The organism is Streptomyces vastus (assembly GCF_039532825.1).
GTDB classification, from domain to species: Bacteria; Actinomycetota; Actinomycetes; order Streptomycetales; family Streptomycetaceae; genus Streptomyces; species Streptomyces vastus.
Genome location: NZ_BAAASJ010000098.1, coordinates 97,435 through 123,101 on the forward strand (window position 1 = coordinate 97,435; position 25,667 = coordinate 123,101).

A 25,667-nucleotide genomic window follows, 5' to 3' on the forward strand; every position below is an offset into this window, starting at 1 on the left:
CACTGGCGCTCCGCCGGGTAGCGCGTTTCGAGGCTGCGGGTCCGTCGTGGCTTGGCGCGCAGTTCCCCGCGCCCCTGAGGGGCCTGCGGCCCCCTCGGGGCGCGATGGCCGCACGCCCGCTCAGACCGCCTCGTACGCCAGGTCCTCGTACGCCGTCGCGCCACCCCGGTACGCCGCTGTGCCGCCCTCGTACGCCGCTGGAGCCGCGTCGGACGTCGCCGTGGCCGCGCTGCAGGCCGAACTGCGGTCCACCTCGCACCAGATGCGTTTGCCCGCCCCCTCGGGGCTCCAGCCCCAGCGGTCGGCGAGGCCGTCGACGAGGGCCAGGCCGCGGCCGTTGGTCTCGTCGCCGTCGGCGCAGCGGGGGCGTGGCGGGCGGGCGCTGGTGTCGGCCACCTCCAGACGGACGGTGGCGGCTTTGGCGGCCTCCGCCGAAGTACCGTCCCCCGCCCCCGCGTCGGTCGCCGCACCCGGCAGGGACAGACGCAGTACAGCCGGACTGCCGGTGTGCACCACGGCGTTGGTGACCAGTTCGGAGACGAGCAGGATCAGCGTCTCGGCCAGCGGCTCATCGACTCCTATGGCCGACCCGGCGATCCGCGAACGGACCCATCTCCGGGCTCGCCCCACCTCTGCGGGGTCGGGCCGGATCTCCAGCTGCACTTGAAGCACCTGCACCGTTCACACCATCCGAACCGGCGGACACATCGCCTCGTGACCGAGGGCCACGATCATGGGCAAAACAGGGATCACGGAACGTGATTCCCTTGCGTGACAGCATGGTTGACGTACAGTCACCCCAACAAGCGCTTCGGGCATATTCCAGCGCGAAGGAGTATGCGTACGGCATACTGTGCGACGCTCGTCACGGGGAGTCGAACGGGCTGGACCGGGGCTTGATCCCGCCCTGCGAGGGCGGCGCACCGCCGGATCCGGAGCCGCCTCAGGGGCAACACCGGGACGGCTCGGCCTCAGAACCACTCGCATCCCACACAAGGTACCGGAGCACACCGCCGACTCCAGGCCGTGACGAGTCACACCTCGGACACAACCCGATATCGACGCACGGTAATTCCGGTATGCCACATTCCGCGGCATCAGTCCGTTTCGGGATGCCACGATCGGCGACAAACGGTTCGGGCGGGGGCCGTTCAAGGTGCTCGCCTACCGCGCCGAAGGGGACAGCAGTTCCTCCGCGAGTGCCTCCTCGGCGTCCGCCGCGCCGCGGCCTCGCCGGGCCCGCAGCCAGGCCCGTTTCAGATGAAGGTGCACGTCGGACTCCCATGTGAAGCCCATGCCGCCGTGCACCTGGAGGCAGTCTCGGGCGCCCTGTTCGGCCGCCTCGTCGGCGAGCAGTCCGGCCGCCGCGATATCGAGCGGGTCGGCCGTGACGGCGGCCGCGTACACCGCCACGCGAGCCACTTCAACGCGCACCAGCATCTCCGCGCACAGGTGCTTGACCGCCTGGAAGGCCCCGATCGGCTGCCCGAACTGCTCGCGCGTCCGGGCGTGTTGCACGGCCAGCTCACAGGTACGGGCCGCCGAGCCGAGTTGCTCGGCGGCGGTGAGCAGGGCCGCCACGGGGTCGGCGGGGGCGGCCCTGGGCACCCTGTGGAGGGGCGTCAGCGGGTCCGCCGAGCGCATCGCGACCGCTCCCGTCATGTCCCCGCGTACGACGTCCGCCTCGTCCAGCCACTCCACGAGGGTGCCGTCCACGGATGCGACGACACACTCGCCGGTGGCTGCTCCCGGGACCTCGCCGGCCGCCAGGTGCGTGGCCACCAGAGGGCCGCGCAGCAGGGCGCGGCCCGCCTCCTCGAAGGCCAGGACCGCCTCCGGCAGCCCGAGTCCGACACCGCCGTCCGCCTCGGGGAGCCGCAGCGCGAAGAATCCCGCCTCGCCCAGTTCGCGCCACAGTTCGCGGTCGAGGCCCGGGGTGTCCAGCGCGGCCCGGAGCTGTTCGCGTCCGAAGCGGCGGGTGAGGAGTTCGCGTACGCCTGCTTGCAACGCCCGCTGGTCCTCCGTGAGCTGGAAGCGCATGTCGGGAGGTCACCGTCCCTTCGGAAGGCCCAGGATCCGCTCGGCCACGATGTTCCGCTGGATCTGTGAGGTGCCGGCCGCGATGGTGTACGAGAGGGACGACAGCCGGTCCAGGGTCCACTCGCCGGACAGGTCGAGGGACTCGGGGCCGAGGACGTCGGCGGCCGTGTCGTACAGCTCCTGCCGCGCATGCGAGTACCTCAGTTTGAAAACCGAACCGCCGATGCCCGGGACGCCACCGGTCCGTTCGGACTCAGCGACGTTCCACTGCGTCAGCCGCCACAAGGCGCGGAACTCGGCGTTCAGCCTGCCCAGCCGGCGTCGCAGCACCGGGTCGTCCCAGCGGCCGTTCTTCCGCGCCTCGCGGGCGAGTTCGCCCAGTACGCGACGGCAGGCCACGACCTCGCCGACGAAGGCGGTGCCGCGTTCGAAGGAGAGGGTCACCATGGTCACGCGCCAGCCGTCGTTCTCGGGGCCGACCCGGCCCGCCACCGGCACCCGCACCTCGTCGAGGAAGACCTCCGCGAACTCGGTGGAGCCCGCGAGCGTACGCGAGGGGCGGACCGTGACCCCCGGGGCGTCCATCGGCATCGCGAGCCAGGAGATGCCGCGGTGTTTGGGCGCCTGCGGATCCGTACGCACCAACAGCTCGCACCAGTCGGCGACTTCCGCATGAGAGGTCCAGATCTTGGACCCACTCACTACGTAGTCGTCGCCGTCCCGCCACGCGCGCGTGCGCAACGCCGCGAGGTCCGAGCCCGCGTCCGGCTCGCTGAATCCCTGGCACCACACCTCTTCGCCGCGCAGCACGGGCGGCAGCCAGCGCGCCCGCTGCTCGGCGGTGCCCTCGGCCGCGATGGTCGGCCCGGCGTGCAGCAGGCCGACGAAATTGGCCCCTACGTAGGGGGCGCCCGCCTTCTCCGTCTCCTCCAGGAAGATCAGATGCTGCGTCGGGGTGGCTCCTCGGCCGCCCGCGTCGACGGGCCAGTGCAGGCCCGCGTACCCGGCGTCGTACAGCATGCGCTGCCAGCCGAGGTCGTACGCGCGCCGGGCCGGCCAGTCGTCGGGGGACGGCTTCGGGGGCAGTGTGGGGAGCACCTTGCCCAGCCACTCACGCAGCCGCGCGCGGAACTCCTCCTCTTCGGGCGTGTACGCGAGGTCCATGACGCGTCCGCTCGTCTACTTGTCGAAGTCCAGGTCCAGCATGCGGATCGCGTTGCCGCGCATCAGCTTGTAGACCGTCTCGTCGTCGAGGCCCTTCACATGGTCGAGGGCGACCTCCTTGGTGTGCGGGAAGGTCGAGTCGACGTGCGGGTAGTCGGTCTCGAAGGTCGCGTTGTCGCGGCCGACCACGTCCAGCGAGGCGACGCCGTGCTTGTCGCGGAAGAAGCAGCAGAAGATCTGCCGGTAGTAGTACGTCGACGGGGGCTCGGGGATCAGGTCCCGGACGCCGCCCCAGGCCCGGTGCTCCTCCCAGACGTCGTCGGCACGCTCCAGGGCGTACGGAATCCAGCCCATCTGCCCTTCGGAGTAGGCGAGTTTGAGCTGTGGGAACTTCACCAGGACGCCGCTGAACAGGAAGTCCATCATCGAGGCCATCGCGTTGTTGAAGCTGAGCGAGGCCTGGACGGCGGGGGGCGCGTCCGGGGAGGCGGCGGGCATCTGGGAGCTGGACCCGATGTGCATGTTGACGACCGTTCCGGTCTCCTGGCAGATCGCGAAGAAGGGGTCCCAGTAGCCGGAGTGGATGGACGGCAGCCCCAGGTGGGTGGGGATCTCGGAGAAGGTCACCGCCTTGACGCCGCGGGCCGCGTTCCGCTTGATCTCGGCGACCGCGAGGTCGATGTCCCACAGGGGGATGATGCACAGCGGGATGAGGCGGCCGCCGCTGTCGCCGCACCACTCCTCGACCATGAAGTCGTTGTACGCGCGCACGCAGGCCAGAGCCACTTCCTTGTCGTGCGCCTCGGCGAAGGTCTGCCCGCAGAAGCGCGGGAAGGTGGGGAAGCACAGGCTGGCCTCGACATGGTTGGCCTCCATGTCCTTGATGCGCTCGACCGGGTCCCAGCAGCCCGGCCGCATCTCCGCGCGCGTGATGCCCTCCAGCGTCATCTCGTCGCGGTCGAAGCCGACGGCCGCGATATTGCGCTTGTACGGGAACTTGAGGTCTTCGTAGATCCACCAGTCGGCCGGCGGTCCGTCCGGGTCCATCGTGATCTGGTACTTGCCACCCACGTACGCGAGTTCCCCGATGCCGGCGGTCAGCGGCTTCGGCCCGCGGTCCTGGTACTTCTTCGGCAGCCAGGTCTCGAAGAGGTGCGCGGGCTCGATGACGTGGTCGTCGACGCTGATGATCCGAGGCAGTTCGGTCATGGGTTCAGTCCCCTCCGGCGGGCGGGTGCGAGGCCCGTATCTGATGGACCGTCAGAAATAAGGCTAGCTTCGCACCCCTGGACCGACAAGGCGGCGCGGCCTACGCTCCTGCCTACGATCTGACTCACCGTCAGTTTTAGGCCTCTTGGGGAGCCGTCGTGACTGATACCGCGCACGCCCTCGGTACCTCGCGCACCTTCTGGGAGCTCGTCGAACGCCGTGCCGCGCTCACGCCCGACCGTCCCGTCCTCCTCCAGGACGACCGCACCCTCACTTTCGAGGAGCTGCGTTCTGGGGCGGAGCTGGCGGCTGCGGGCTTGTACGGCATGGGTGTGCGGCCCGGCGCGGTCGTCGCCTGGCAGCTACCGACGCGGATCGAGACGGTGCTGCTGGCCATGGCCCTGGCGCGGCTCGGGGCCGTGCAGTCTCCGGTCATCCCCTTCTACCGGGACCGTGAAGTCGCCTTCGCGGTGCGGGAGTCCGAGGCCGCGTACTTCGCCGTGCCGGGCGAGTGGCGCGGCTTCGACTACACGGCGATGGCACACCGTATCGGGGCGCGGGGCGTTTTCGAGGCGTACGACTCCCTCCCGGACGGCGATCCGGACGTACTGCCTCCGCCGCCCTCCGACGGCACCGAGGTGCGCTGGATCTACTGGACCTCGGGCACGACCTCCGACCCCAAGGGCGTGCTGCACACGGACCGTTCCCTCATCGCGGGCGGGTCGTGTCTCGCGCACGCGCTGCGTCTTTCGGCCGACGACGTCGGCTCGATCGCGTTTCCCTTCGCGCACATCGGCGGCCCGGACTATCTGGTGATGCTGCTGCTGTACGGGTTCCCGGCGGTGCTCTTCGAGAAGTTCGCGCTGCCGGAATCCCTGGAGGGGTATCGCAAGCACGGGGTGACGGTGGCGGGCGGGTCGACGGCGTTCTACTCGATGTTCCTCGCCGAACAGCGCAAGCAGCCCGGCACTCCCATCATCCCGACGCTGCGGCTGCTCGCGGGCGGCGGGGCGCCGAAGCCGCCCGAGGTGCACCACGCCGTCGTACGCGAGTTGGGGGTTCAGCTCACGCACGGGTACGGCATGACCGAGGTGCCGATGATCACGATGGGGTCGCCGGACGACACTCCCGAGGACCTCGCGACGACCGAGGGGCGGCCTCCGGAGGGCATGGAGATACGGATCGTGGACGGCGAGGTGCGGCTGCGCGGGGAAGCCGTCTGCCAGGGCTATCTGGACCCGGCGCAGACCGCCGAGGCCTTCGACGAGGACGGTTTTCTGATCACCGGGGATCTCGGGCATCTCACGGAGAGCGGCCATCTGGTCCTCACCGGACGCCTGAAGGACGTCATCATCCGCAAGGGCGAGAACATCTCGGCCAAGGAGATCGAGGATCTGCTGCACCGGCATCCGGGCGTGGGCGACGCCGCGGTGATCGGGCTGCCGGACGCCGAGCGCGGGGAGCGGGTCTGCGCGGTGGTCGAACAGCCCCCTGGGGCCTCGGCGTTGACGCTGGAGACGGTGACTTCGTATCTCCGCGCGGAAGGGCTGTCCGTGCACAAGCTGCCGGAGCAGCTGGAGGTGGTGGACGCCCTTCCGCGCAACGAGACGCTGCGGAAGGTCCTCAAGTACAAGCTGAGGGAGCGTTTTTCGGGATCGACTACTCCGGCACCGTGAAGTAGCGGGCGAAGGCGGTCACGACTTCCGGCTCGGTGATGCGGCCGTCGGCGTCCGCGTCGAGGGCGCGGGCCGCGGTGGTGGCGATGCCTTCGGGGACGCCCAGGACCTTGAGGACGCGCGCGGTCTCATCGACCGTCACCGCGCCGTCCTGGTCGCTGTCGGCCACGGCGAGTACCGCGTCCAGGAACGGGCGGGCGATCTCGGCGAACCGGTCCGGGTTGTCCCGCAGCCGCTTGACAGCGCCGTTCACGAACTCCTCGCGGGTGATCCGCTGGTCGCCGTCCCGGTCCGCTATCCCGGCCATGCCCTGCCAGAAGGCCTCCGCGCCGATGTAGAGGGCCTGTCCTCTGTCGGACCGGGCCGTCGTATCGAACTCGGCGAGCAGCGCCTTGGCCGCCGCGCTGAAGTCCTCGCGGTCGATGTAGCCGTTGCCGTCCTGGTCGAAGGTGGCGAACCGGGCGGCGATCCGTCGCTCGTACTCGGTGCTGACCATGTCTTTTCAGGCCGCCTTACACATCAGATGGGGTGCGTCTGGCAGGGAGCGTACGACGCCGAGGGCTCCCGAGGAGCGGAAAACGACGCTTGTGCCAAGACCGGGGGAATTCCGCGACAACGGCGTCGCGAAGTTTCAAGGGCGATATCTCGGTGGCGGTGGACGTTCACGCGTGACGAAGATCACGCCAACAGAAACCGTCCCCGGGGGTCGGCCCGAACAGGATCGGTCCGAACAGGATCGGTCCGAAGGGCCTCACGCCGACAGTGGGCTCGACTCGTCGTCCACGGCCGCGCCGACGTCCGGGTAGACGTCGAAGAGGCGGCGGACGCCGAGGGCGCCGAGGACGCGGTTGACGTGTGAACCGTCCACCGCTCCCTGGGCGGGGAGGATGAGGCGGAGACGGCCCTGGCAGGAGCGGATCAGCCGGCGGGTGGCTATGAGTACGCCGACGCCACTGGAGTCGCAGAACAGCACTTCGGAGAGGTCGAGTACGAGGCTGCGGCGGCCGTCGGCCACGGCGTCGTGCACGCGCTGGCGCAGTACCGGTGACGTCACCAGATCCATCTCGCCCGTCACCTGGAGCACGGCCCAGCCGCCCTGCTCGCCGTCGGTCACCCTGAGCGTCACGCGCCTGCCTCTCCCTCGACGTTGCTGACCCCGAATCGGGCCCGATCCGCGCCCCAAAGGTCCCTATATCCCGACAGGTCATCAAAGACCCGGGAACAGAAGCGGAAGTGATTCCTACACTTCCCTGGGTGCGCGGCTGCCCGGCCTTCGCTCCGTGAAACACCCGGATCCTGAAACGAATTGCGTCCCGGGCGCCCCGTTTCGGTCGTACGCGGTCTACTTCGATCCTGTCTGATCAGAACGAGAAAGGGTAGGCGCATGCACAGCGTAAGGAGAGCACTACCATCCGCGGCCCTCTCAGGAACGCGCATTGCCGTAAAGGGGCATGCGCCGTCAGGGCCGCCGACTACATTCGGGAAGATGCCGGGGACGGGAAACTGACGAGAAACCGGTGAACAAGGGACACGTGCCGGGCACGACCGGGGGTGAGGAGGCCGCATGGCCGACAGGGACACGCCACCCCGCTGGGACCGCAAGATGCAGCAGCGGCTCACACGGGGGGAGGCTGCCGCGCTCGGTGAGCTTTACGACCGCTTCTCTTCACTTGTGCACGCACTCGCCCATCGCGTACTCAAAGACGAACACGCCGCCGACAGCGTCACCTGCGAGGTGTTCGCCCACGCCTGGGAGAACCCGGACGCGTACGACCCCAGGCAGGGCCCCCTCCGCTCCTGGATCGCCACGCTGACCCACCGTCTCGCCGTGCAGCGCCTTCGGGAGACCGAGACCGCCGCACTCGCCGGTGGCGGCCCGGGCAGCACGGAGGAGTTGGAGAGCAGGGTGCGACGCGCCTCGGTGGCCGCCCGCGCCGACTACATCGTCACGGCCATGCCCGCCCCGCTGCGCGCCGCCCTGGACCTGGCGTACGTACAGCGCCGCGACTATCGCCAGGCCGCCGCCGACCTGGACGTCACAGAGGACGAGGCCCGCCGCCGGCTGCGTCTCGGCCTCCAGCTGCTGGCCACCGCCCACGACAGCGGACCGTCCGGGGCACAGCCCGAAGACGGGGGTGGACGGTGAACGACGCGGACCACTTCGGGGCGTACGACGGGGACGAGAGGGACGACGACGTGCGGGCCGCGCACGGGGAGCACGAACCGCACGGGGAGCACGCGAAATCGGAGGACGAGCACCACGGTCCTGTGGGTGCCCAGGGCAACGGCCCGCCGGGCCGGGACAGCGGTGACGGACCGCAGGGGCCGGGCGGCACCAAGGGACCCGGCAACGGTCAGGAGCCGGACGGGCCGCCGCGTATCCCCATGCCGCGTTCCTCCGTGGAAGACAGCGGGCTGCCGCTGCCCGATCCGCCGCCGGCGCCGCTTCTGCTCGAACACCGGGTGCTCCAGTCGCTGCTCGGCGCCTGGGCGCTGGCCGCATGCTCGCCTCAGGAGACAGCGGCCGTGGAGGACCACCTCGGCCTCTGCGGAGCCTGCGCGGACGAGGCGCTGCGGCTGCGCGAGGCCGTCGGGCTGCTGCACAAGCCGGAGAGCCTCGACCTGGACCCGAGGCTGCGCACCCGGGTCCTCGAGGGGTGCCTCGAGCGACGGCCGCCCCGTATCCCGGTGCCCGAGTGGGCGGTCCCGTACGACTCGGAGGCCGCCCGTCTCGACGCGCTGCTCCAGGACTTCGGCGACGCCGAGTGGCACGCGCCCGTACGGCTGCACTGGTTCGAGGGCGACAAACCCACGAGCCGGCGTACGACCGTCGCCAAGGTCATCGCCCACCTGCTGGCCGTCGACGGCCTCGTCGCCCTCGCCCTCGGCCTCGACGACCCGCTCGGCGACATCGGCGCCGACGTGCAGACCCCGGCGGGCCGCACCGAGGCCTTCTGGCAGGCGGCGCACTTCCCGCACACCCGATCCGTACGCGGACCGTGGCGCGAGCAGAGCCACAGCCTCGTGCGTACGGTGTCGTTCGCGGCCGGAGGTTCCGGGCAACTGTCCGTGTCCTACGGCGACTTCGAGCTGCCGTTGCCGGACGCGATGCTGGACCGGGCCTTCGAGTGCTGGGTGCACGCCGGGGACATCGCGGACGCTGTGGACTATCCGTACGAGCCGCCCGCTCCGCGGCAGTTGCACCGGATCATCGAACTCGGCGCCCGCAAGCTGCCCCACGCGCTGGCCGCCCGCCGCCAGGCGGGCCTGGCCGGACCCGGCAGCGCGCGGCATCTGGTCCCGGCCGGTACTCCTGGGCGCAGCCTGCGCCTGGAGATCGAGGGCTCCGGCGGCGGCGAGTGGCTCATCCCGCTCGACTCCCCCGGCGCGCTCGCGTCCGCCGACCTCGAAGTGGCCCATGTGGCGCTCGACGGCGTCGAGTTCTGCCGCCTGGCGGCCGGGCATGTCTCACCCCTGGAGGCGGCGGCCGGGCAGAACGGGGACCGGGAGGCGATCAGGGACGTACTGTTCGCGGCGGCATCACTGAGCCGGATGTAGTCGGCTCAGGGCGCGTTCGGGTCAGGGGAAAACGACCGTCCGCCGTCCGTTCAGCAGGATCCGGCGCTCCGCGTGCCACTTGACCGCCCGTGCCAGCGCCTGGCACTCCACATCGCGGCCCACGGCGACGAGCTGTTCCGGTGTGACCTGGTGGCCCACGCGCTCGACCTCCTGCTCGATGATCGGGCCCTCGTCGAGGTCGGCCGTCACATAGTGCGCGGTGGCGCCGATGAGCTTCACGCCCCTCGCGTGCGCCTGGTGATACGGCTTCGCGCCCTTGAAGCTCGGCAGGAAGGAGTGGTGGATGTTGATGATCCGGCCGCTCAGCTGCTTGCACAGATCGTCGGAGAGGACCTGCATATAGCGGGCGAGGACGACCAGTTCGACCTTCTCCTCGCGCACGAGCTCCAGAAGCTGCGCCTCGGCCTGCTGCTTCGTGTCCTTGGTGACCGGGATGTGGTGGAAGGGGATGTCGTACGAGGCGACGAGTTCGGCGAAGTCGGTGTGGTTGGACACCACAGCGGCGATCTCGACGGGCAGCGCGCCGATCCGGGCGCGGAAGAGCAGATCGTTCAGGCAGTGGCCGAACTTGCTGACCATGAGGACGATGCGCATCTTGTCCTCGGCACGGTTCAGCTGCCAGTCCATCTGGAAGGAGTCACCGATCGCGGCGAAGCTGGCGCGCAGCTTGTCCAGGCTGACCGGCGGTTCCGCGGAGAAGTGGACCCGCATGAAGAACAGTCCCGTGTCGTGGTCGCCGAACTGCTGGCTGTCCTCGATGTTGCACCCGGTCATGAAGAGGTAGCTCGACACGGCGTGCACGATCCCCTTCTTGTCCGGGCACGAAAGGGTCAGCACGTACTGGTCGGCCTGGTCGGCGGCGGGCTCGGCCCCGCGGACGGACTGCTCGGTCATGCAGGCCAGGGTCCCATATCGGTATGACCCGGTGAGCACACGTCCACTTCACGGACGTGCAGCTGGACATTCACGGACGCACAGCTGGACATGTTCACGGACATACAGCTGGAATTGCGGCCGTACATGCGGACGTGCCGTCGTACGTACGGTCAGGCCGACCGCGTCATGATCCGGAGCACCTCGAGCGTGCGCGGCGGCGCGTCCGGGTCCTCCCCGTCGCTCGCCGCCATCCGCACATGTGCGTCCCGGGCGGCCCGTACGGCCTCCGGCCACGCCTGGTGGTCGAGGTACGCGGAGACGGGCGCGTCCGGGCCCACCTGGTGCATGATCCGCAGCACGCGCAGTACGGCGGTGTCGACGAGCGCCGCCTCCTGCGAGTCCCGGAAGATCGTGCCGACGTATTTCTCGGCGGACCAGTTGTCCAGCCAGGTGTCCTCGACGAGGCGGTACACGGCGTCGGTGACGTCGCCGTACCCGTCCACGCCCGCGAGCCAGACGTTCTGCTGGAAGCCGGGGTCGGAGAGCATGTGCAGCGCGGAGCGCACATTGCTGCGCCAGCGCCACCACGGCATGTCGTTGAGTGGCATGCCGCCCATGGTGGATGAGCGGCGGCCGTGACGGGAAGACTTCTCCGAACCTTGCACGGTCACCGATCGTACGTTCCTGCCCGATTCCGCTCTCACGGACCCCCGCTATTCACCTTCGCGTTACCGAATGTTGAGCCAAGATCGCGCGGGCATTTGGATTGTGGCGGAATCGTGCGTGTTCATGACCGGCAGGCGCAGCACCCCCACTTCTCTCCGCCCCCGACACATCAGGGCCAGCATGCTGTCCGCGGGCGCCTTGGTGGCGTGTGCGTCCCTCGCCGCTGGTTGCGGGGTGGTCTCCGGGGTCACGGGGGGCTCCGGAGACGACACCGTGACCGTCATGACCATGGCACCGGAGAAAACCAAGGCGACGAACAAGCCTGGAATGCCCGCCATGGCGAAGGCCTATGCGCGCTGGGTCAACAAGGGCGGCGGCATCAACGGCCAACAGCTGAACGTGATCACCTGCAACGAGCGCAACGACTCGGTGAGCGCCGCCGAGTGCGCCCGGCGCGCGGTCAAGGAGGACGTCGTCGCGGTCGTGGGCTCGTACAGCCAGTACGGCCGTTCCTTCCTCTCCCCGCTGGAGGCGGCCGGCATCCCGTACATAGGCGGGTACGGCCTCACCGACGACGAGTTCACCAGCCCGCTCTCCTATCCCGTCAACGGCGGCCAGCCCGCGCTGCTGGCCGGCCTCGGCCGGGAGCTCGCCAAGAACTGCGGCCCCGTCACGCTCGTACGCCCGGACACGATCGCCGGTGACGAGCTGCCGGTGCTGCTCGACTCCGGGCTCTCCGCCGGAAGGCACGCGGAGGCCGGCGATCAGCGGGCTGCCGAGGACGCCACGGAGTACTCGCGGCATGCCGAGCGGGCCATCGAGCAGGCCACGTCCGACCCCACGGGCAAGAAGGGGTGCGTGGTGCCCGCGCTCGGCGACCGCACCAGCACCTTCATGGACTCCTTCCGGCGCATCGCCGACGAGCACCCGCCGGTGCGGACCGCGACCGTGCTCGGCAGCGTCGACCAGTCGGTGATCAACGCCACGGGCCGTACGTACGAGGGGTCGTACGTCACCGGCTGGTACCCCGCGTCGAGCGACGCGCGCTGGGACGCGATGCGCGATGTGATCCAGAAGGAAGCCTTCGGCGACAACCGGATCGACGCCGCGGACGCGGGCGTGCAGACCACGTGGATCGCATACGAGGTCCTGCGGAAGACGGTCGAGTCGCTGGGCGACGGTGAGGTGACCGCGCGCACGGTGCGGCGGGCGCTCGACGACGGGCTGAAGATCGAGACGGGCGGGCTGACGCCGACGCTGAGCTGGGCGTTCTCGGATCTGATCGCGGCGAGTGGGTTTCCTCGGGTGATCAACTCGAACGTGACCTTCCAGGTGGTGCGGGAGGGGCAGTTGGTGGCGGCTCGGAAGGGGTTCACCAACGTGTCGCAGATCCTGGAGAACGTGAGTTAGCTCCGCTGGTTGGGCGGTTGGGTTCGTTTTTGGCGACGGGCCCGCAGTCGCCCATGAACCGAACCCACCACCCCGGTAGGCGCCCCCGCTCGACCGCCGAAGGTCAGAGCTGGGTCGGCTGGCGTTCCGTCAGGCCGTAGGTCTGGGCGATGGCGTTCCACAGCGGAGCGGCCTTCGCCTTCTCGGTGGTCGCGGTGCCGCTTTCGCGGTTGCCTGCCCGGGTCTGGGGTGTGGTGCGGGCCTTGCCCTTGGGGCAGCCCTTCTTGGCGGCTACCTGGTCGGCCCAGGCCGCGTAGTGGGTGTCCGCCGAGGCGGAGGCCTTCCAGGCGCTGTTGAGCGCGGCGGTCAGCTGGGTGTGGTTCGGCAGCTTGTCGACGGAGAGGCCCGCGAGACGCGTGACCAGTCCGTTGCGCTGCTCGGCGGCGTTACGCAGATCGGTCGCGGCCTGGCCGAGGTTGGTGCACGCCCGTACGTTGGCTACTGCCTTGATCACCGCGTCACGGCTGTCGTTGCTGTCCGCCAGGAGCTTGTCGAGGGCCACGGCCTGCGCCTTGGCCGGGTCGGCGGAGGCGGACGGGGACTCCTTCTCGGTGGGGGCCGTGGCGGCCGCGGTCTTGTTCTCGTCGCCGCCGTCGTCGCCTCCGCCGCTGAGCATGGCGCCCGCGCCGATGCCGAGCACGGCGATGCCCACGCCTACGGCGGCGATGAGGGGTATGCGGCCGCGGCTGCTGCCGCCGTTGCCACGGCCGCTGTCCGCCGCGCCGCGCTCACGCCGGGCGGCGCGTCCGCCGGGCGCCGCCTGCGGGTCGAACTGCGGCAGTTGCTGCGTGGCGTCCGGGCCGGACGACTCCCGGAAGAGGTTGTCGAACTCGGCCGGCGGCTGCCGGTCGCCGGGCCCACCCGGCCGTATCCCGTACGCCGCGCCTGCCCCTCCGGGCTGCGCGGGAACGGGCGGGATGTACTGCGTGGCCTGGGCGTCCGGGTCGGCGGCGGTAGGCATGGGTCCGGCGCCCGCCGCTGCGGCCGTGGCTCCCGCGGCGGGCATCGGCCCAGGGCCGCCCTGCCGAACCCGGCCGAGGAACCGCGTCGCCTCGGCCGCGGAGGGCGCCGGGGCCTCCGGCGGCAGAGCACCCGGGCTCACGGGAGGGATGTACTGGGTGGCACCCTCATCGCCGGGCGCCCCCGCCGCCCCGGACGCGACGGGCGGCAGGTACTGGGTGGCGCCTTCGTCCGCACCGGATGCGAGAGGCAGCGGCGCGGAGTGCCTGCCCGGCGCGGTGGCCTGCGACTGCGGCTGCGCCGCGTGCTCGGCGGGAGGAAGGGGCGCGGGGCCGGCCCCCTGCGCGGCGTGGCCGCTCTGAGCCTGCGGCCCACCCGGCATCTGCGGTGCCGAGTGCTCGGCAGGCGGCAGTGGCGCCGCCTGCCCATGGGGAGCCTGCGGCGTGCCGTACGCAGCCGGCGCCTGCGAGCCCTCATAACCGCCGTTCGCCTGTTGAGCGGTGGGGCCGCCGGGACCCTGTGGGGCCCCATGCCTGCCGGAGCCATGCGGTGCCGATTGGCTGGAGAAGTCCGACGAGGGGGCGTAGCCGCCGTGCGCTCCGTACCCCTCCGTCCCCTGTGGCGGCGGGGTCGGGCCCTGTGGAGAGAGCCCACTCGTGTCTGCCGACTGCTGTGTCGGGGGAGCCGGTGCGTTGGCCTGAGGCGGCAGGTGGCCGCCCTCTCCGCTCGCCGCCGGCGGGGCGCCCCACTGGGACTGGGTGTCGGCGTTCTGCGTCCCGTACTGCGGCGCCTGGTCGTGGGGCTGCGCTCCGTAACCCCCTGCTCCCTGGGCTCCGTATCCCGGCCCCTGGTCGCCGCCCCAGCCTGACGCGGAGTCGGACGGTGCACCCCAGGCCGGAGCCGGTGCACGCCCGTCCTGTGCCGGGCCCGGCCAACCCTGGCCCTCGCCATGGTCCTCCCCCTGGCCCTGGCCCTGGCCCTGCGGAGACTGCGGTGGCCGGCCGGGGCCCCAGGGCTGGTCCCAGGACTGGCCGCCCGCCGGCGTCGTGTGGTCCGGTGGGATGTCCGGCAGGAGGGGTGCGCTGCCGTCGGACGGCAGCACGATGCCTTCGCGCGCGGGGCGCGGCGAGGGCTCCTCGCCCTGACCGTTCTGCGTCACCGGGACTCCTACGAATGGGGGATCTACGGAATCGTCGGTTCACGCTACCGGGTCCCCACAATCCGATGCCACGCAGCTCAGGACGTGGCCCTCGCCCCACCGCGCACTTGTGACAGAATCGCCGCGCGAAACGCTGTTGATGGCCCCGTCACGCAGCCGCCTGCAGATCCAGCCGCGCCCCGAACTCCCGTACCGCAGGCTCGTCCTGGTACGGCTCCAGCCGCTGCTGGAAGTCCTCCAGGTACTCGGCACCACGGTTGGACCGGAGCGTGTCGAGGAGTTCGACGGCCTTCATCCCCGTATGGCAGGCCTGTTCCACCTCACGCTGCTGCAACTGCGCGGTGGCCAGCAGGACGAACCCGATCGCGCGCCGCCGCGCGCGCGACTCCGGATGCCCGGCGAGGGACTCCTCCGCACTCCGAGCGGCCGCCTGGGCCTGCCCGAGGTCCCGATGACAATGCGCCAACTCATCGGCCAGATATGCCCCGTCGAAGTGCGCGATCCACCGCGGATCGTCCCCGGAGGCGTCGTCGGCCGCCTCCATGGCGTTGACCGCACGCCCCGACGCCACCTGGGCCGCCCGTGCGTCGCCCATCAGCGCGTGCCCACGCGCCTCGGCGGCGTGGAACATCGCCTCCGCACGCGGCGTCACACGCCCGCGCGCCCCCTCCTGCGCCGCCCGCGCCAACTGCGCGATCTCCCGCGGATTCCCGAGCTGCGCGGCCAGGTGGCTCATGGACGCGGCCAGTACGTACCCGCCGTACCCGCGGTCGCCCGCCGCCTGCGCGAGCCGCAGTGCCTGGATGTAGTAGCGCTGCGCGAGCCCCGGCTGCCCGGTGTCGACGGCCATATAGCCCGCCAGCTCCGTCAACCGCGCGACCGCCGCGAACAGTTCACGCCCGACGGCTTCCCGGTACGAGCCCGCCAGCAGCCCGGAGACGACGCTGTTCAGGTAGTGCACGACCACCGGGCGTACGTGTCCGCTGCCGTGCTGGTGGTCCAGATCCACCAGCGCCTGTGTCATCGCCTTCACGGCCGTCACGTCCGCCGACCCGACCCGCGGTCCCGCCGAGCGCGCCACCTGTGCGTCCGGCGAGGAGATCAGCCAGTCGCGGCTCGGCTCGACGAGCGCGGAGGCGGCGACGGACGATCCGGACAGGAAGTCCCGACGCCCCACGTCGCTGCGCCACAGCTCGCAGACCTGCTCTATGGCGCCGAGGACGGTCGGCGAGAACTGCAGGCCCACCCCGGAGGCGAGGTTCTTGCCGTTCGCCATCCCGATCTCGTCGATTGTGACCGTCCGGCCCAGCTTCCGGCCCAGCGCCTCGGCGATGATGGCCGGCGCCCGCCCGCGTGGCTGCTGCCCGCGCAGCCAGCGCGCCACGGACGTTTTGTCGTAGCGCAGATCGAGACCGTGTTCCGCGCCGCACATGTTGACCCGGCGGGCCAGCCCGGCGTTCGAGCAGCCCGCTTCCTGGATGAGCGCCTGCAGTCGTTCGTTCGGCTGCCTTGCGACGAGCGGCCTTGCGGCCATGGCGTACCCCCTGTGGCTGCGGTGCCTGCCCACGCACCGAGTAGACGTGTCCTCAGCGGCCGCAACCTCAGGCTTCTATGAAAGGAGCGAAAAGTTCCGGCCTCGAAGATCAATGCCCCGCCGACATACCGAAGATGCGGGACATATGAGGATTGCTGGCGTAATGGCTGGTGCCGTCCCCCACACGTGGCTACCCAGCCCCCGCTGCCGTTGCCCGTGCGCGCCCCCACCCATGCATCCATGCGCCCCACATGCGAAAACGGTGCTCCCCCACCGCGCACGTCGGGGCCGTAACGCCAGGTGGGTGCGGGAGTTGAGCTGAGCATGGAAGAGACGATCACGAGCACCGAAACCGCGCGGATCCCCAAGCAGCGCGGGGAGACTCTGCAGGACATCGCCGTGCGCTATGCCGAAGAGCGCCACTGGGACGTGTTTCCCGGCACTTGGCTGGAAGCTGTCGACGGGGTGCAGCGCTGCTCGTGCGGCGAGCCCTCCTGCATCGCACCCGGCGCGCATCCGGCGCGGGAGGACTGGCCGACGCAGGCGACGGGCAGTGCGACCGTCGCGCGACGGCTGTGGGTCAAGCAGCCGACTGCTTCGATCCTGCTGCCCACGGGGCGTACGTTCGACGCGATTTCCGTTCCGGAGACCGCGGGGTTTCTTGCCCTGGCCCGGATGAAGCGGATGGAACTGTCGCTGGGGCCGGTGACATGTACTCCGGATCGGCGGGTGCAGTTCTTCGTGCTGCCGGGGGCGAGTGTGAAGGTTCCCGATCTTGTACGGAAGTTGGGGTGGCCGCTCGCCTCGCTCGATCTGGACGTGCTCGGGGAGGGGACGTATGTGGCCGCGCCGCCTACCCGGTTCGGGGCGCACGGGCGGGTTCAGTGGGCCTGCCGGCCCACGCCCGCCAATCGGTGGTTGCCTGATGCGGAAGAGTTGATCTCGCCGATCGCTTACGCGTGTGGGCGGGATGTGCGGCGGTCGCTCCGCGGGTAGGCGGCTTACGGGACCTCTCCCCGTATCGTGCACCCCATGACGGAGGGAACCAGGGTGGGCGAAGTCGCCGTACGCGTACAGGGGTTGTGGAAGCGGTTCGGGGAGCAGGTCGCTGTTGCGGGGGTTGATCTGGAGTTGCCCGCGGGGCGGTTCATCGGGCTGGTCGGGCCCAACGGGGCCGGGAAGACCACCACGTTGTCGATGGTGACCGGGCTGCTGCGGCCCGACCAGGGGTCCGTCGAGGTCGTCGGGCATGACGTGTGGCGGGATCCGGCTCAGGTCAAGGCCCGTATCGGTGTACTGCCCGAGGGGCTGCGGCTGTTCGAGCGGCTGTCGGGGCGGGAACTCCTCGCGTACACCGGGCGGTTGCGGGGGCTGCCCGGTGCCGAGGTCGACAAGCGGGCCACCCAGCTCCTGGACGTACTCGACCTGGCCGGTGCCCAGCACAAGCTCGTCGTCGACTACTCGACCGGGATGCGGAAGAAGATCGCCCTCGCCTCGGCACTCCTCCACAACCCCGAAGTCCTCTTCCTGGACGAGCCGTTCGAGGGCGTCGACCCCGTCTCCGCGCAGACCATCCGTGGCGTCCTGGAGCGTTACACCGCCTCCGGCGCCACCGTCGTCTTCTCCTCCCACGTCATGGAGCTGGTCGAGTCGCTGTGCGACTGGGTCGCCGTGATGGCCGCGGGCCGCATCCGCGCACACGGAACGCTCGCCGAGGTGCGCGGCACGGAGCGCTCCCTCCAGCAGGCGTTCCTCGAACTCGTCGGCGCGAACGGCCGCGACACCGCCTCCGACCTCGACTGGCTGGGCGGCGGAGCCCGATGACCACAGCCGCCTCCGTCGAATCGGTCACCCCCGTCTTCGTACGCCTGAAGCTGTCCCTGCTGCGCAACGGTCTGCGCCAGTCTGCCGGACGGCGGGCCGCGTACGTCGCGTCGATCGTCTTCACCCTGCTCTTCGCCGCGCTCCAGCTCATCGGCCTGATCGCGCTGCGCGGCAACACGCACGCGGCGAGCGTCACCGTGCTGCTCACCGCCATCCTGGCGCTCGGCTGGGCCGTGATGCCCCTGTTCTTCCCCAGTGGCGACGAGACGCTCGACCCCACCCGCCTGGTGATGCTGCCACTGCGCCCGCGCCCGCTCGTGCGTGCCCTGCTGGTGGCCTCGCTGGTCGGTATCGGGCCGCTGTTCACGCTGTGCATGTTCGCCGGTTCCGTGATCGCGATGGCGCACGGCGCGGCCGCGTACGTCACCGGGGTCGTCGCGATCGTCCTCGCGCTGCTCATCTGCGTGGCCCTCGCGCGGGCCGTCGCCGCGGCCAACGTCCGGCTGCTTACCAGCCGTAAGGGCCGCGATCTCGCCGTGCTGAGCGGCCTGGTGATCGCCGTGGGCGCACAGTTCGTCAACTTCGGTGCGCAGAAGCTCGGTTCCTCGGGCCTGTCCACACTGGATCCGGCGGCCGAGGTGCTGCGCTGGGTGCCGCCCGCCTCGGCGATCGGCGCGGTGGACTCGGTGAGCGAGGGTTCGTACGCCACTGGGGTCGCCCAACTCGCCCTGAGTGCCGGAGCGTTGGTGGGCCTGCTGGCGCTCTGGCAGCGGAGTCTGACCCGGCTGATGACTTCGCCGGACGGCTCCACCCTCCAGGCCGCCGAGCCCACGCGGGACAAGGCGGGCCGCTCGTCCGGCCTGTCCCGGCTGCTGCCCGCCGGGCGCACGGGCACGGTCATGGAGCGCAGCCTGCGGTATGTGTGGCGCGATCCGAAGACGAAGGCCGCGTGGGTGACCTCGCTCGCGATCGGGCTGATCGTGCCGGTGTTCAACGCGCTGCAGGGCACCGGCTCGGTCTACTTCGCCTGCTTCGCCGCCGGGATGCTCGGAATCCTGATGTACAACCAGTTCGGGCAGGACACGTCCGCGTTCTGGATGGTCGCGCTGACCATTTCCTCCACACGGGACGCGTATGTCGAGCTGCAGGGCCGGGCGTTGGCGCTGCTGCTGATCACGCTCCCGTACGCGACCCTCGTGACCGTCCTGACCACGGCGATGCTCGGCGACTGGCCCGCCCTGCCCGAAGTCCTCGGCCTGTCTTTCGCGCTGCTCGGCACGATGCTGGCCACCGGCGCCTGGTCCTCCGCGCGCTTCCCGTACTCGATCCCGCAGGAGGGCTACAAGAACGTGGCCCCCGGACAGGCCGGCCTCGCCTGGATCTCCATCTTCGGCGGCATGGTCGCGGCAGCCCTGCTGTGCGCACCGGTCATCGCACTCACGATCTGGCTGCACGTCTCGGCGAACGGCGAGGACTGGACGTGGCTGCTGCTGCCGCTCGGAACCGCGTACGGGGCGGGGATCACACTGCTGGGGCTGCGGCTGGCCGCACCGCGGACGGCAGCGCGGCTGCCGGAGATTCTGGCGGCGGTCAGCAAGGGGTGAGGCAGAGGTGCGATCAGGGATAGGTCAGGGGTGAACCCGAGGCGTCACCCCTGATCACTCGTCGTTTCACCCGGTGAGCACTCCATCCAAGAACGGCTCGATCGCAGCTCGCCAAGCGTCCGGCTGGTCGTAGTGCACGAGGTGGCCTGCGTCGGCGACCTCGGCGTACTGGCCGTGGGGGAGGACGCGGACCATCTCCTGGGACTCGGCGCGGCCGAGCTCGCCGTCGAGGCCGCGTACGACGAGGGCGGGGCAGCGGACCTGGGCCAGTTCCTCCCAGTGGGCGTCGTAGACCCAGGTCTCGCGGGACTTGAGCATCTGCCCTGGCTCGAAGACGGGGCGCCAGCCGTCCTCGGACTCGGCCATGACCTCGGCGTAGAACTCGCCACGGGACGGGTTCGGGCGCTCCACCCACGGGTCGTCCTCGCCGAACCACTTGCGGACGTCGGCGAGTGTGGCGAAGGGGACGGGCCAGGACTTGAACCATGCCTCCCATTCGCGCTGTGAGGCCACGCCGAGCGCGGAGGCCCGCATATCGCAGATGATCAGGCCGCGGACGAGGTCGGGGCGCTTCGCGGCGAGCTGCCAGGCGGTCAGCGCGCCCATGGAGTGGCCGATCAGGACGGCCGGGGCGAGACCGAGCTGTTCGAGCGCGGCCTCGGCGTCCTCGACGTACGCGTCACGTGTGTACGGGCCCTCGGGGGGCTTGTCGCTCTGGCCGTGGCCGCGCTGGTCGAGTGCGACGGCGCGATGCCGCTCGGAGAGCCAGCGGGCGGTGGACGCCCAGTGCGAGGCACGGCCCATCAGGCCGTGCAGTAACAGCACGCCCGGCGATCGCTCGATCTCCCCGGTCTTGGGAGGATCGGCGAACTCCCAGGCGGCGAGGCGTACGCCGTCTGCTCCGGTCACGTCGATGCGCCGCACCATACGTTGGCACCCCCCTTGATCCACTCGGCCGGCTCGTCCCGCACGAGTGGCCGCTGGGCTCGTACTGGCTCGTCGTGCCGCTGCTCCTGTTGGTTGTGCTCGCTGGCCGTGCCCGTTGCTTGTTCCAGCGCTCCGTGCGGTGGTTCCGTCACCACGCTATCGAATACACATTCGAAAATGCGCTCTCTGCACGGTAACACCCCTCGTTCGAGTGACCTCGTTCAGTGATTGACCGCCGCCGCCGAGGGGAGATCTTCAGCGGGAGGCGGGCCGCTCGGGGAAATCGGTCCGCAGGGGATGACCCTGAGAGCTCGGGGCTCCGGGTCAGCACAGGGGAGGACAGGCCCCGGCGCCGCAGGGCGCCGGGGCCCTCGAACATTCCGTGGCGCATATGCCTCCCCCCTCCTCCCAGAGACAGACTTACACGCAACCCATGAATGCGCTGCGCTTCGGAACAGTCAACTGCCCGCAAAGAAAGGCGAGTTGGCGGTCGTGTCAGGTCGGGTCATCGATGGCTTCGATGCTTGTGGTGCGTCCGGCCACCCCCGTGGCAGGAGTGAACCGACCGGGCCCCACCCCCTCCGATCGGCGCCCGGGGCAACCTCCCCACGCCGGAGTCGCCCCTTCGGCCGACCCTGCGAGGAGGTTGGAACCCTAACCCGCCCGATCACTCGGCGTCAGCGCTTCGCTACGAAAACATGTGAGGCGATGTCCGCCTCCAGCTCGGCCGCCTCGCCACCGCTGCCCACCAGGACGCCGCCCGCCGACTCCGTCACGCTGACCACCGAGCCGGGCTGCACGCCGGCCCGCCGCAGCGTGTACATCAGCTGGGCGTCCGTCTGGATGGGCTCGCCGATGCGGCGCACGACGACCGTCTTGCCGTCGGTCCCGGGGTCCAGGTCGGCCAGCGAGACCATGCCCTCGTCCAGGAACGGGTCGGCGCCGTCCTTCTCGCCCAGCTCCTCCAGGCCCGGGATCGGATTCCCGTACGGCGACTCGGTCGGGTGGCGCAGCAGCTCCAGTACGCGGCGCTCGACCGCCTCGCTCATCACGTGCTCCCAGCGGCAGGCCTCGGCGTGCACCTGCTCCCACTCCAGACCGATCACGTCGACGAGCAGGCACTCCGCGAGACGGTGCTTGCGCATCACGCGTGTGGCCAGCCGACGGCCCTCGTCCGTGAACTCCAGATGCCGGTCGGTGGCGACCGCCACCAGACCGTCGCGCTCCATCCGCGCCACCGTCTGGCTGACCGTCGGCCCGCTCTGGTCGAGCCGCTCGGCGATCCGGGCGCGCATGGGGACCACACCTTCCTCCTCCAGCTCGAGGATGGTGCGGAGATACATCTCCGTGGTGTCGATCAGTCCGGACATACGTGCCCCTTGATGAGATCTGCCGGAGGCTGAGTGGCTCACCGGCGTGTGCGCTGGCCCTGACGTCAATTCTGACGCATCTGACTGACAACCGTGCCGCGCGGGCGAAAGCAGAGGGTTACGAGTTCTCCGTGGCGGGAACGGGACCGCCTCCGCGCCCGGCCTCATCGGCCGTATTGACAGCGCACTGGTCCAGACCGCAACGTGATCCGCGGCACGATGGGGAGTACGGCTGTGGCGGGGCGGCGGTTCAGTGGCTCCCCGACGGGCTCAGCGACGCGACTTCGAAGGGGCTTCGCCGGTGACGATCAGTGGGAGCGAGCTGGGCGGGCGTTTCTTCGATGCCGCGATCGGCCTGCTGCAGCGGGTGCGGGACGAGGAGGCCGAGGGCATCGCGGCCGCCGGGACCCTGATCGCCGACACGGTCGCCGCCGAGGGACGGCTGTTCGCCTTCGGCGCCGGACACTCCTCGCTGGCCGCGCAGGAGATCGTCTACCGGGCGGGCGGCCTCGCGCTCATGAACCTGCTCGGCGTACCGGGCGCCGTCGGCGTGGACGTCATGCCGGCCACACTCGGCTCCGCCCTGGAACGCGTCGACGGCCTCGCGGGCGTCGTCCTCGACTCCAGCCCCGCGCGCGCGGGAGACCTCCTCGTGATCATCTCCCTCTCCGGACGCAACTCCCTCCCCGTCGAGATGGCCATGAACGCCCGCGCCAAGGGCCTCAAGGTCATCGGGGTCACGTCGGTCGCGTACGCCTCCGAGACGAAGTCCCGGCATGTCTCGGGTACGTACCTCAAGGACCACTGCGACATCGTCCTCGACTCGAAGATCGCGGTCGGCGACGCGGAACTCACCCTCGACACCGTCCCCGCCCCCTTCGCGCCCGCCTCCGGCGTCGTCACGTCGGCGCTCCTCCAGGCGGTCATGGCCACGGCGGCCGGCGCTCTCGCGGACCGCGGCATCGAGCCCCCGCTCCTGCGCTCGGGGAACGTGGACGGGGGCCACGAATGGAACGCCCGCGTCTTCGAGGAGTACGCGGAGCGGATCTTCTACCGGCGGTGAACCGGTACCGGCACCGAACCGGCACCGGCAGTCAGGTGCCGGCGGCGCAGCTCAGCCCCGCTCCCGCCCCTCCACAAGGCGCTCATCCGCCAGGTCCAGCAGCGCGGCGATCCGCACCCCGACATCCTCCGCGTACATGGCGTCGGCCCGCTCGAACTGCGTACGGCTGGCGCCCCGCAGGAACGTCACGACGCCCAGGGTCCGGCCCCGGCTGCGCAGCACCGCGCACAGCGCGTGCACCGCGTCGGCCGGCCACTGGCGGGCGACGGCCCACTCGCGGATCTGCTCGGGATCGGACGCGCCGGCACTGGCCCGTACGGAACCGATCCGCTCCACGCACTGAAGGGCGGGATGCCCCTCGGCGTACCGCACGGGCAGTCCGGCACGTCCGTCGGCCGGCAGGCTGGGGCCCGGAGCGCCCGAGGGCGTGGCGGCGGCCCGCACGAGGCGTACCGTCTCCTCGCCGTCCCGTACGGAGCCGCCCGCGACCCGGTCGATCAGCGCATGGTCGGCGAACCCGGCCAGCGAGAAGTCCAGGTGGACGACCGCGGCCTCGGCCGGGTCCTCGCACTCGGCCGCCGCGCGCGCGGCACGGTGCAGCTGGTTGGCCCGGAACCGCAGCTGCGAGGCCTCCTGCTCGCCCTGCTTGCTCTCCGTCACGTCCTGGAAGAGCCAGCCGACACCGAGCGGAACGGGCTCTTCCGCGAGCGGCGAGGACAGCCGCAGGAAGCCGCTCCGCCAGCACCGCCGCTTCTCGCCCTCCGGCGTCCGCACGGTCACCCACATCTCGGCGAGCGCGGGCGGCGCCCCCTCGGCGAGCACATGCGCCAGCGCGCTCTCCAGCTCCTCGACACCCTGCGCGAGCAACTCGCCCAGAGGGCGCCCCAGTACGGCCGTACGCCCTATGCCGAGCGCGCGAGCCGCGTGCGCGTTGACGACGGCGGGCCGCAGATCGGCGTCGACGAGTACGACGCCCCATGACGCGTCCTCGAGCAACGCCTCGCTCAGGGCGATCGACCGCTCCAGATCTATCTGCGCGTGCACCTCGCTGAAGGCGCAGTAGACCCCTGCGGGCTTCCCGTTGGGCCCGCGCACGGCCGCGGACTGGGTTCGTACGAGGACCCGTCCGCCGTCCTTGGTGAGCAGCGCGAACTCGTGCACCTGCCGGCCCGGGGCGTGCATCGCCGACATCAGCCGGCTCTCGACCTCCTCGGCGTCCGCGGTCCGCACGGCCCACCCGGCGAACCCGTGCCGCCCGACCGCTTCCTCCGCGCTCCACCCGAGAATCCGCTCCGCCTCACGGTTCCAATGGGTCACGACACCGTCGGCGTCAAAAGCGCACAACGCCGCGTCCATCCCATCCAGCAAAGCGGCAAGCAGATCGGACCCGTCCCGCTCGGGCTCCTGCGGCCCCAGCTCGTCCGTGGTCCCACTACGCCGGGAAGCACTCACCTGGCACCCCCTGCAGGTCGTGTCGGCGTGTCCTGCGCGGTTCGACCGCGCGTCCGTTCCCACACTGCGAATCACTCACTAGTAATCATTCAACTCGAACGTGACGCAGCACACACCGGGTTCCCACAAGATTGAAGAAAATCGTTGCACGCCAGAAACGCACCTCACAGGTCCCCTCGGCTCCGCGCCGGCTACTAGCCGTTCGGGGCTGAGGCCAGGTCCACGACGACCGCCGCGTGGTCGGACGGCCATACGCCGTCGACGGGGCCGTCGCCCGCGCGGTGGACCGAGCGGACGTGGCCGAGGGCGTCCGGGCCCGGCGGTCCGACGTGGATGTAGTCGAGGCGGACGTCGGGGTTGCCGGGCTTGATGTAGGGGTTGGCCGCGGCCCAAGTGGCCGCCGGGGCCCCTGGAGCCGCGTACTCCCAGGCGTCGAGGAACACCTGCCCGGGGACGACCGGTGCCGTTTTGTAGCCGCCGAACAGGCGGATTTCGTCCGAGTCGGGCCAGGCGTTGAAATCCCCGGTGATGACCGGCGGAAACGCCGTCCCGCCGCGGTGATCCGCGACGAACCCGGCCAGAACCCGGACCTGTTCGCACCGCACTGCTGAAGCCTCAGTGCGGGAGGTCAGGTGTGTGGTGAAGAACGGCACCGGATGGCCCGGCGCATCCAGCCGTGTATACAGCGCCAGCCGCCCGTCGTCCTCCCCGTCAGGCTTCGGCAACCGCACCAGCGCCCGGTCCACGACGGGCCACCGGCTGAGCACGGCATTGCCCAGGTCGACCGTCGAGTCCCCGAGCCGCCGCTGCCACCACCCGGGCGCCTCCGAAGCGGCCCACGTCCAGTACAGCCCCAACTCGTCCGCCAGCCACTCCGCCAGGTTCTCCCCGCCGCAGGCCCACACCTCCTGCAGCCCGACCACATCCGGCCGCAAGTCCCGCAGAACGGCCAGAATCGCCTTCCGCCGCTGCTCCCACGGCCCGAACCGCCACCACAGGTTCCACGTCACCACGCGCATGCGCTGCCCCGCCCTCCCAGAGTCCGCAGGTTCGTGGCGTACCCAAAAACCGGTTGAACGAAGTCCGAGCGGTTCCTAAGGTGCTGCGTACGTGGA

Annotated in this window: 22 protein-coding genes; 8 read left to right on the forward strand and 14 right to left on the reverse strand. The window is 70.6% G+C overall.

All coding sequences use genetic code 11. The features are described from left to right. Nucleotides 1-120: 120 nt before the first annotated feature. The 4 genes from ABD357_RS31085 to ABD357_RS31100 form a co-directional block, all read right to left on the reverse strand. Nucleotides 121-678 (reverse strand): ATP-binding protein, encoded by a 558-nt coding sequence (locus ABD357_RS31085; RefSeq protein WP_344394345.1) that lies wholly within the window; start codon nucleotides 676-678, stop codon nucleotides 121-123. Between the two features lie 486 nt (nucleotides 679-1,164). Next, a complete protein-coding gene (locus tag ABD357_RS31090; RefSeq protein WP_344394346.1) occupies nucleotides 1,165-2,040 on the reverse strand; it encodes an acyl-CoA dehydrogenase family protein in 876 nt (291 codons plus the stop codon). Between the two features lie 9 nt (nucleotides 2,041-2,049). Next, on the reverse strand, nucleotides 2,050-3,204 hold the full coding sequence (locus tag ABD357_RS31095) for an acyl-CoA dehydrogenase (protein WP_344394347.1): 1,155 nt from the start codon (nucleotides 3,202-3,204) through the stop codon (nucleotides 2,050-2,052). Nucleotides 3,205-3,219: 15 nt separating this feature from the next. Next, nucleotides 3,220-4,413, reverse strand: coding sequence for an amidohydrolase family protein (locus ABD357_RS31100; protein WP_344394348.1), 1,194 nt, complete (start codon nucleotides 4,411-4,413; stop codon nucleotides 3,220-3,222). 158 nt (nucleotides 4,414-4,571) lie between these two features. Here ABD357_RS31100 and ABD357_RS31105 point away from each other — a divergent pair, with 158 nt between their 5' ends. Continuing rightward, nucleotides 4,572-6,089, forward strand: a complete 1,518-nt coding sequence (locus tag ABD357_RS31105) for a class I adenylate-forming enzyme family protein (RefSeq protein ID WP_344394349.1) — start codon at nucleotides 4,572-4,574, stop codon at nucleotides 6,087-6,089. On the opposite strand, the gene ABD357_RS31110 is transcribed toward ABD357_RS31105, so the two are convergent. Then, on the reverse strand, nucleotides 6,073-6,585 hold the full coding sequence (locus ABD357_RS31110; RefSeq protein WP_344394350.1) for an EF-hand domain-containing protein: 513 nt from the start codon (nucleotides 6,583-6,585) through the stop codon (nucleotides 6,073-6,075). The genes ABD357_RS31105 and ABD357_RS31110 overlap by 17 nt on opposite strands. A gap of 255 nt (nucleotides 6,586-6,840) precedes the next feature. Continuing rightward, nucleotides 6,841-7,215 carry an STAS domain-containing protein gene (locus tag ABD357_RS31115; protein ID WP_344394351.1) on the reverse strand — a complete coding sequence of 125 codons (375 nt, stop codon included), beginning with the start codon at nucleotides 7,213-7,215 and terminating at the stop codon, nucleotides 6,841-6,843. A gap of 438 nt (nucleotides 7,216-7,653) precedes the next feature. Here ABD357_RS31115 and ABD357_RS31120 point away from each other — a divergent pair, with 438 nt between their 5' ends. Beyond that, nucleotides 7,654-8,235 (forward strand): RNA polymerase sigma factor, encoded by a 582-nt coding sequence (locus ABD357_RS31120; RefSeq protein ID WP_344394352.1) that lies wholly within the window; start codon nucleotides 7,654-7,656, stop codon nucleotides 8,233-8,235. A 122-nt stretch (nucleotides 8,236-8,357) separates the two neighbouring features. Beyond that, nucleotides 8,358-9,647: an MDMPI N domain containing protein gene (locus tag ABD357_RS31125; protein ID WP_425585086.1), complete on the forward strand. Its 1,290-nt coding sequence runs from the start codon at nucleotides 8,358-8,360 to the stop codon at nucleotides 9,645-9,647. Between the two features lie 21 nt (nucleotides 9,648-9,668). Here ABD357_RS31125 and purU read toward each other — a convergent pair whose 3' ends face one another. Both purU and ABD357_RS31135 read right to left on the reverse strand, forming a co-directional pair. Next, nucleotides 9,669-10,562 carry a formyltetrahydrofolate deformylase gene (gene purU / locus ABD357_RS31130; protein WP_344394354.1) on the reverse strand — a complete coding sequence of 298 codons (894 nt, stop codon included), beginning with the start codon at nucleotides 10,560-10,562 and terminating at the stop codon, nucleotides 9,669-9,671. Nucleotides 10,563-10,714: 152 nt separating this feature from the next. Next, complete coding sequence (locus ABD357_RS31135) at nucleotides 10,715-11,215, reverse strand: SCO4402 family protein (RefSeq protein ID WP_344394355.1); 501 nt, start codon at nucleotides 11,213-11,215, stop codon at nucleotides 10,715-10,717. Nucleotides 11,216-11,333: 118 nt separating this feature from the next. Between ABD357_RS31135 and ABD357_RS31140 the strand changes: the two genes are divergently transcribed. Continuing rightward, nucleotides 11,334-12,620, forward strand: a complete 1,287-nt coding sequence (locus ABD357_RS31140) for an ABC transporter substrate-binding protein (RefSeq protein ID WP_344394356.1) — start codon at nucleotides 11,334-11,336, stop codon at nucleotides 12,618-12,620. A gap of 103 nt (nucleotides 12,621-12,723) precedes the next feature. On the opposite strand, the gene ABD357_RS31145 is transcribed toward ABD357_RS31140, so the two are convergent. Both ABD357_RS31145 and ABD357_RS31150 read right to left on the reverse strand, forming a co-directional pair. Further along, nucleotides 12,724-14,778, reverse strand: a complete 2,055-nt coding sequence (locus tag ABD357_RS31145; RefSeq protein WP_344394357.1) for a hypothetical protein — start codon at nucleotides 14,776-14,778, stop codon at nucleotides 12,724-12,726. Between the two features lie 148 nt (nucleotides 14,779-14,926). Beyond that, nucleotides 14,927-16,312 carry an NsdA family TPR-like regulatory protein gene (locus ABD357_RS31150; protein WP_344394358.1) on the reverse strand — a complete coding sequence of 462 codons (1,386 nt, stop codon included), beginning with the start codon at nucleotides 16,310-16,312 and terminating at the stop codon, nucleotides 14,927-14,929. Nucleotides 16,313-16,636: 324 nt separating this feature from the next. On the opposite strand from ABD357_RS31150, the gene ABD357_RS31155 reads away from it, so the two are divergent. The 3 genes from ABD357_RS31155 to ABD357_RS31165 are packed head-to-tail and all read left to right on the forward strand — an operon-like array spanning nucleotide 16,637 to nucleotide 19,740. After that, nucleotides 16,637-17,308 carry a bifunctional DNA primase/polymerase gene (locus ABD357_RS31155; protein ID WP_344394359.1) on the forward strand — a complete coding sequence of 224 codons (672 nt, stop codon included), beginning with the start codon at nucleotides 16,637-16,639 and terminating at the stop codon, nucleotides 17,306-17,308. A gap of 36 nt (nucleotides 17,309-17,344) precedes the next feature. Further along, nucleotides 17,345-18,136 (forward strand): ABC transporter ATP-binding protein, encoded by a 792-nt coding sequence (locus tag ABD357_RS31160; protein WP_344394360.1) that lies wholly within the window; start codon nucleotides 17,345-17,347, stop codon nucleotides 18,134-18,136. After that, nucleotides 18,133-19,740, forward strand: coding sequence for a transporter (locus tag ABD357_RS31165; RefSeq protein ID WP_344394361.1), 1,608 nt, complete (start codon nucleotides 18,133-18,135; stop codon nucleotides 19,738-19,740). The genes ABD357_RS31160 and ABD357_RS31165 overlap by 4 nt, the downstream gene beginning before the upstream one ends. A gap of 66 nt (nucleotides 19,741-19,806) precedes the next feature. Here the strand turns inward: ABD357_RS31165 and ABD357_RS31170 are convergent, their stop codons facing one another. Continuing rightward, nucleotides 19,807-20,667 carry an alpha/beta fold hydrolase gene (locus ABD357_RS31170; RefSeq protein WP_344394362.1) on the reverse strand — a complete coding sequence of 287 codons (861 nt, stop codon included), beginning with the start codon at nucleotides 20,665-20,667 and terminating at the stop codon, nucleotides 19,807-19,809. A gap of 677 nt (nucleotides 20,668-21,344) precedes the next feature. Then, nucleotides 21,345-22,037 carry an iron-dependent transcriptional repressor DtxR gene (locus tag ABD357_RS31175; protein ID WP_344394363.1) on the reverse strand — a complete coding sequence of 231 codons (693 nt, stop codon included), beginning with the start codon at nucleotides 22,035-22,037 and terminating at the stop codon, nucleotides 21,345-21,347. Between the two features lie 307 nt (nucleotides 22,038-22,344). On the opposite strand from ABD357_RS31175, the gene ABD357_RS31180 reads away from it, so the two are divergent. Further along, nucleotides 22,345-23,100: an SIS domain-containing protein gene (locus ABD357_RS31180; RefSeq protein WP_344394432.1), complete on the forward strand. Its 756-nt coding sequence runs from the start codon at nucleotides 22,345-22,347 to the stop codon at nucleotides 23,098-23,100. Between the two features lie 51 nt (nucleotides 23,101-23,151). Here the strand turns inward: ABD357_RS31180 and ABD357_RS31185 are convergent, their stop codons facing one another. Both ABD357_RS31185 and ABD357_RS31190 read right to left on the reverse strand, forming a co-directional pair. Continuing rightward, nucleotides 23,152-24,552, reverse strand: a complete 1,401-nt coding sequence (locus tag ABD357_RS31185) for a PAS domain-containing protein (protein WP_344394364.1) — start codon at nucleotides 24,550-24,552, stop codon at nucleotides 23,152-23,154. Nucleotides 24,553-24,746: 194 nt separating this feature from the next. Further along, nucleotides 24,747-25,571 (reverse strand): endonuclease/exonuclease/phosphatase family protein, encoded by an 825-nt coding sequence (locus ABD357_RS31190; RefSeq protein WP_344394365.1) that lies wholly within the window; start codon nucleotides 25,569-25,571, stop codon nucleotides 24,747-24,749. Nucleotides 25,572-25,667: the final 96 nt, after the last annotated feature.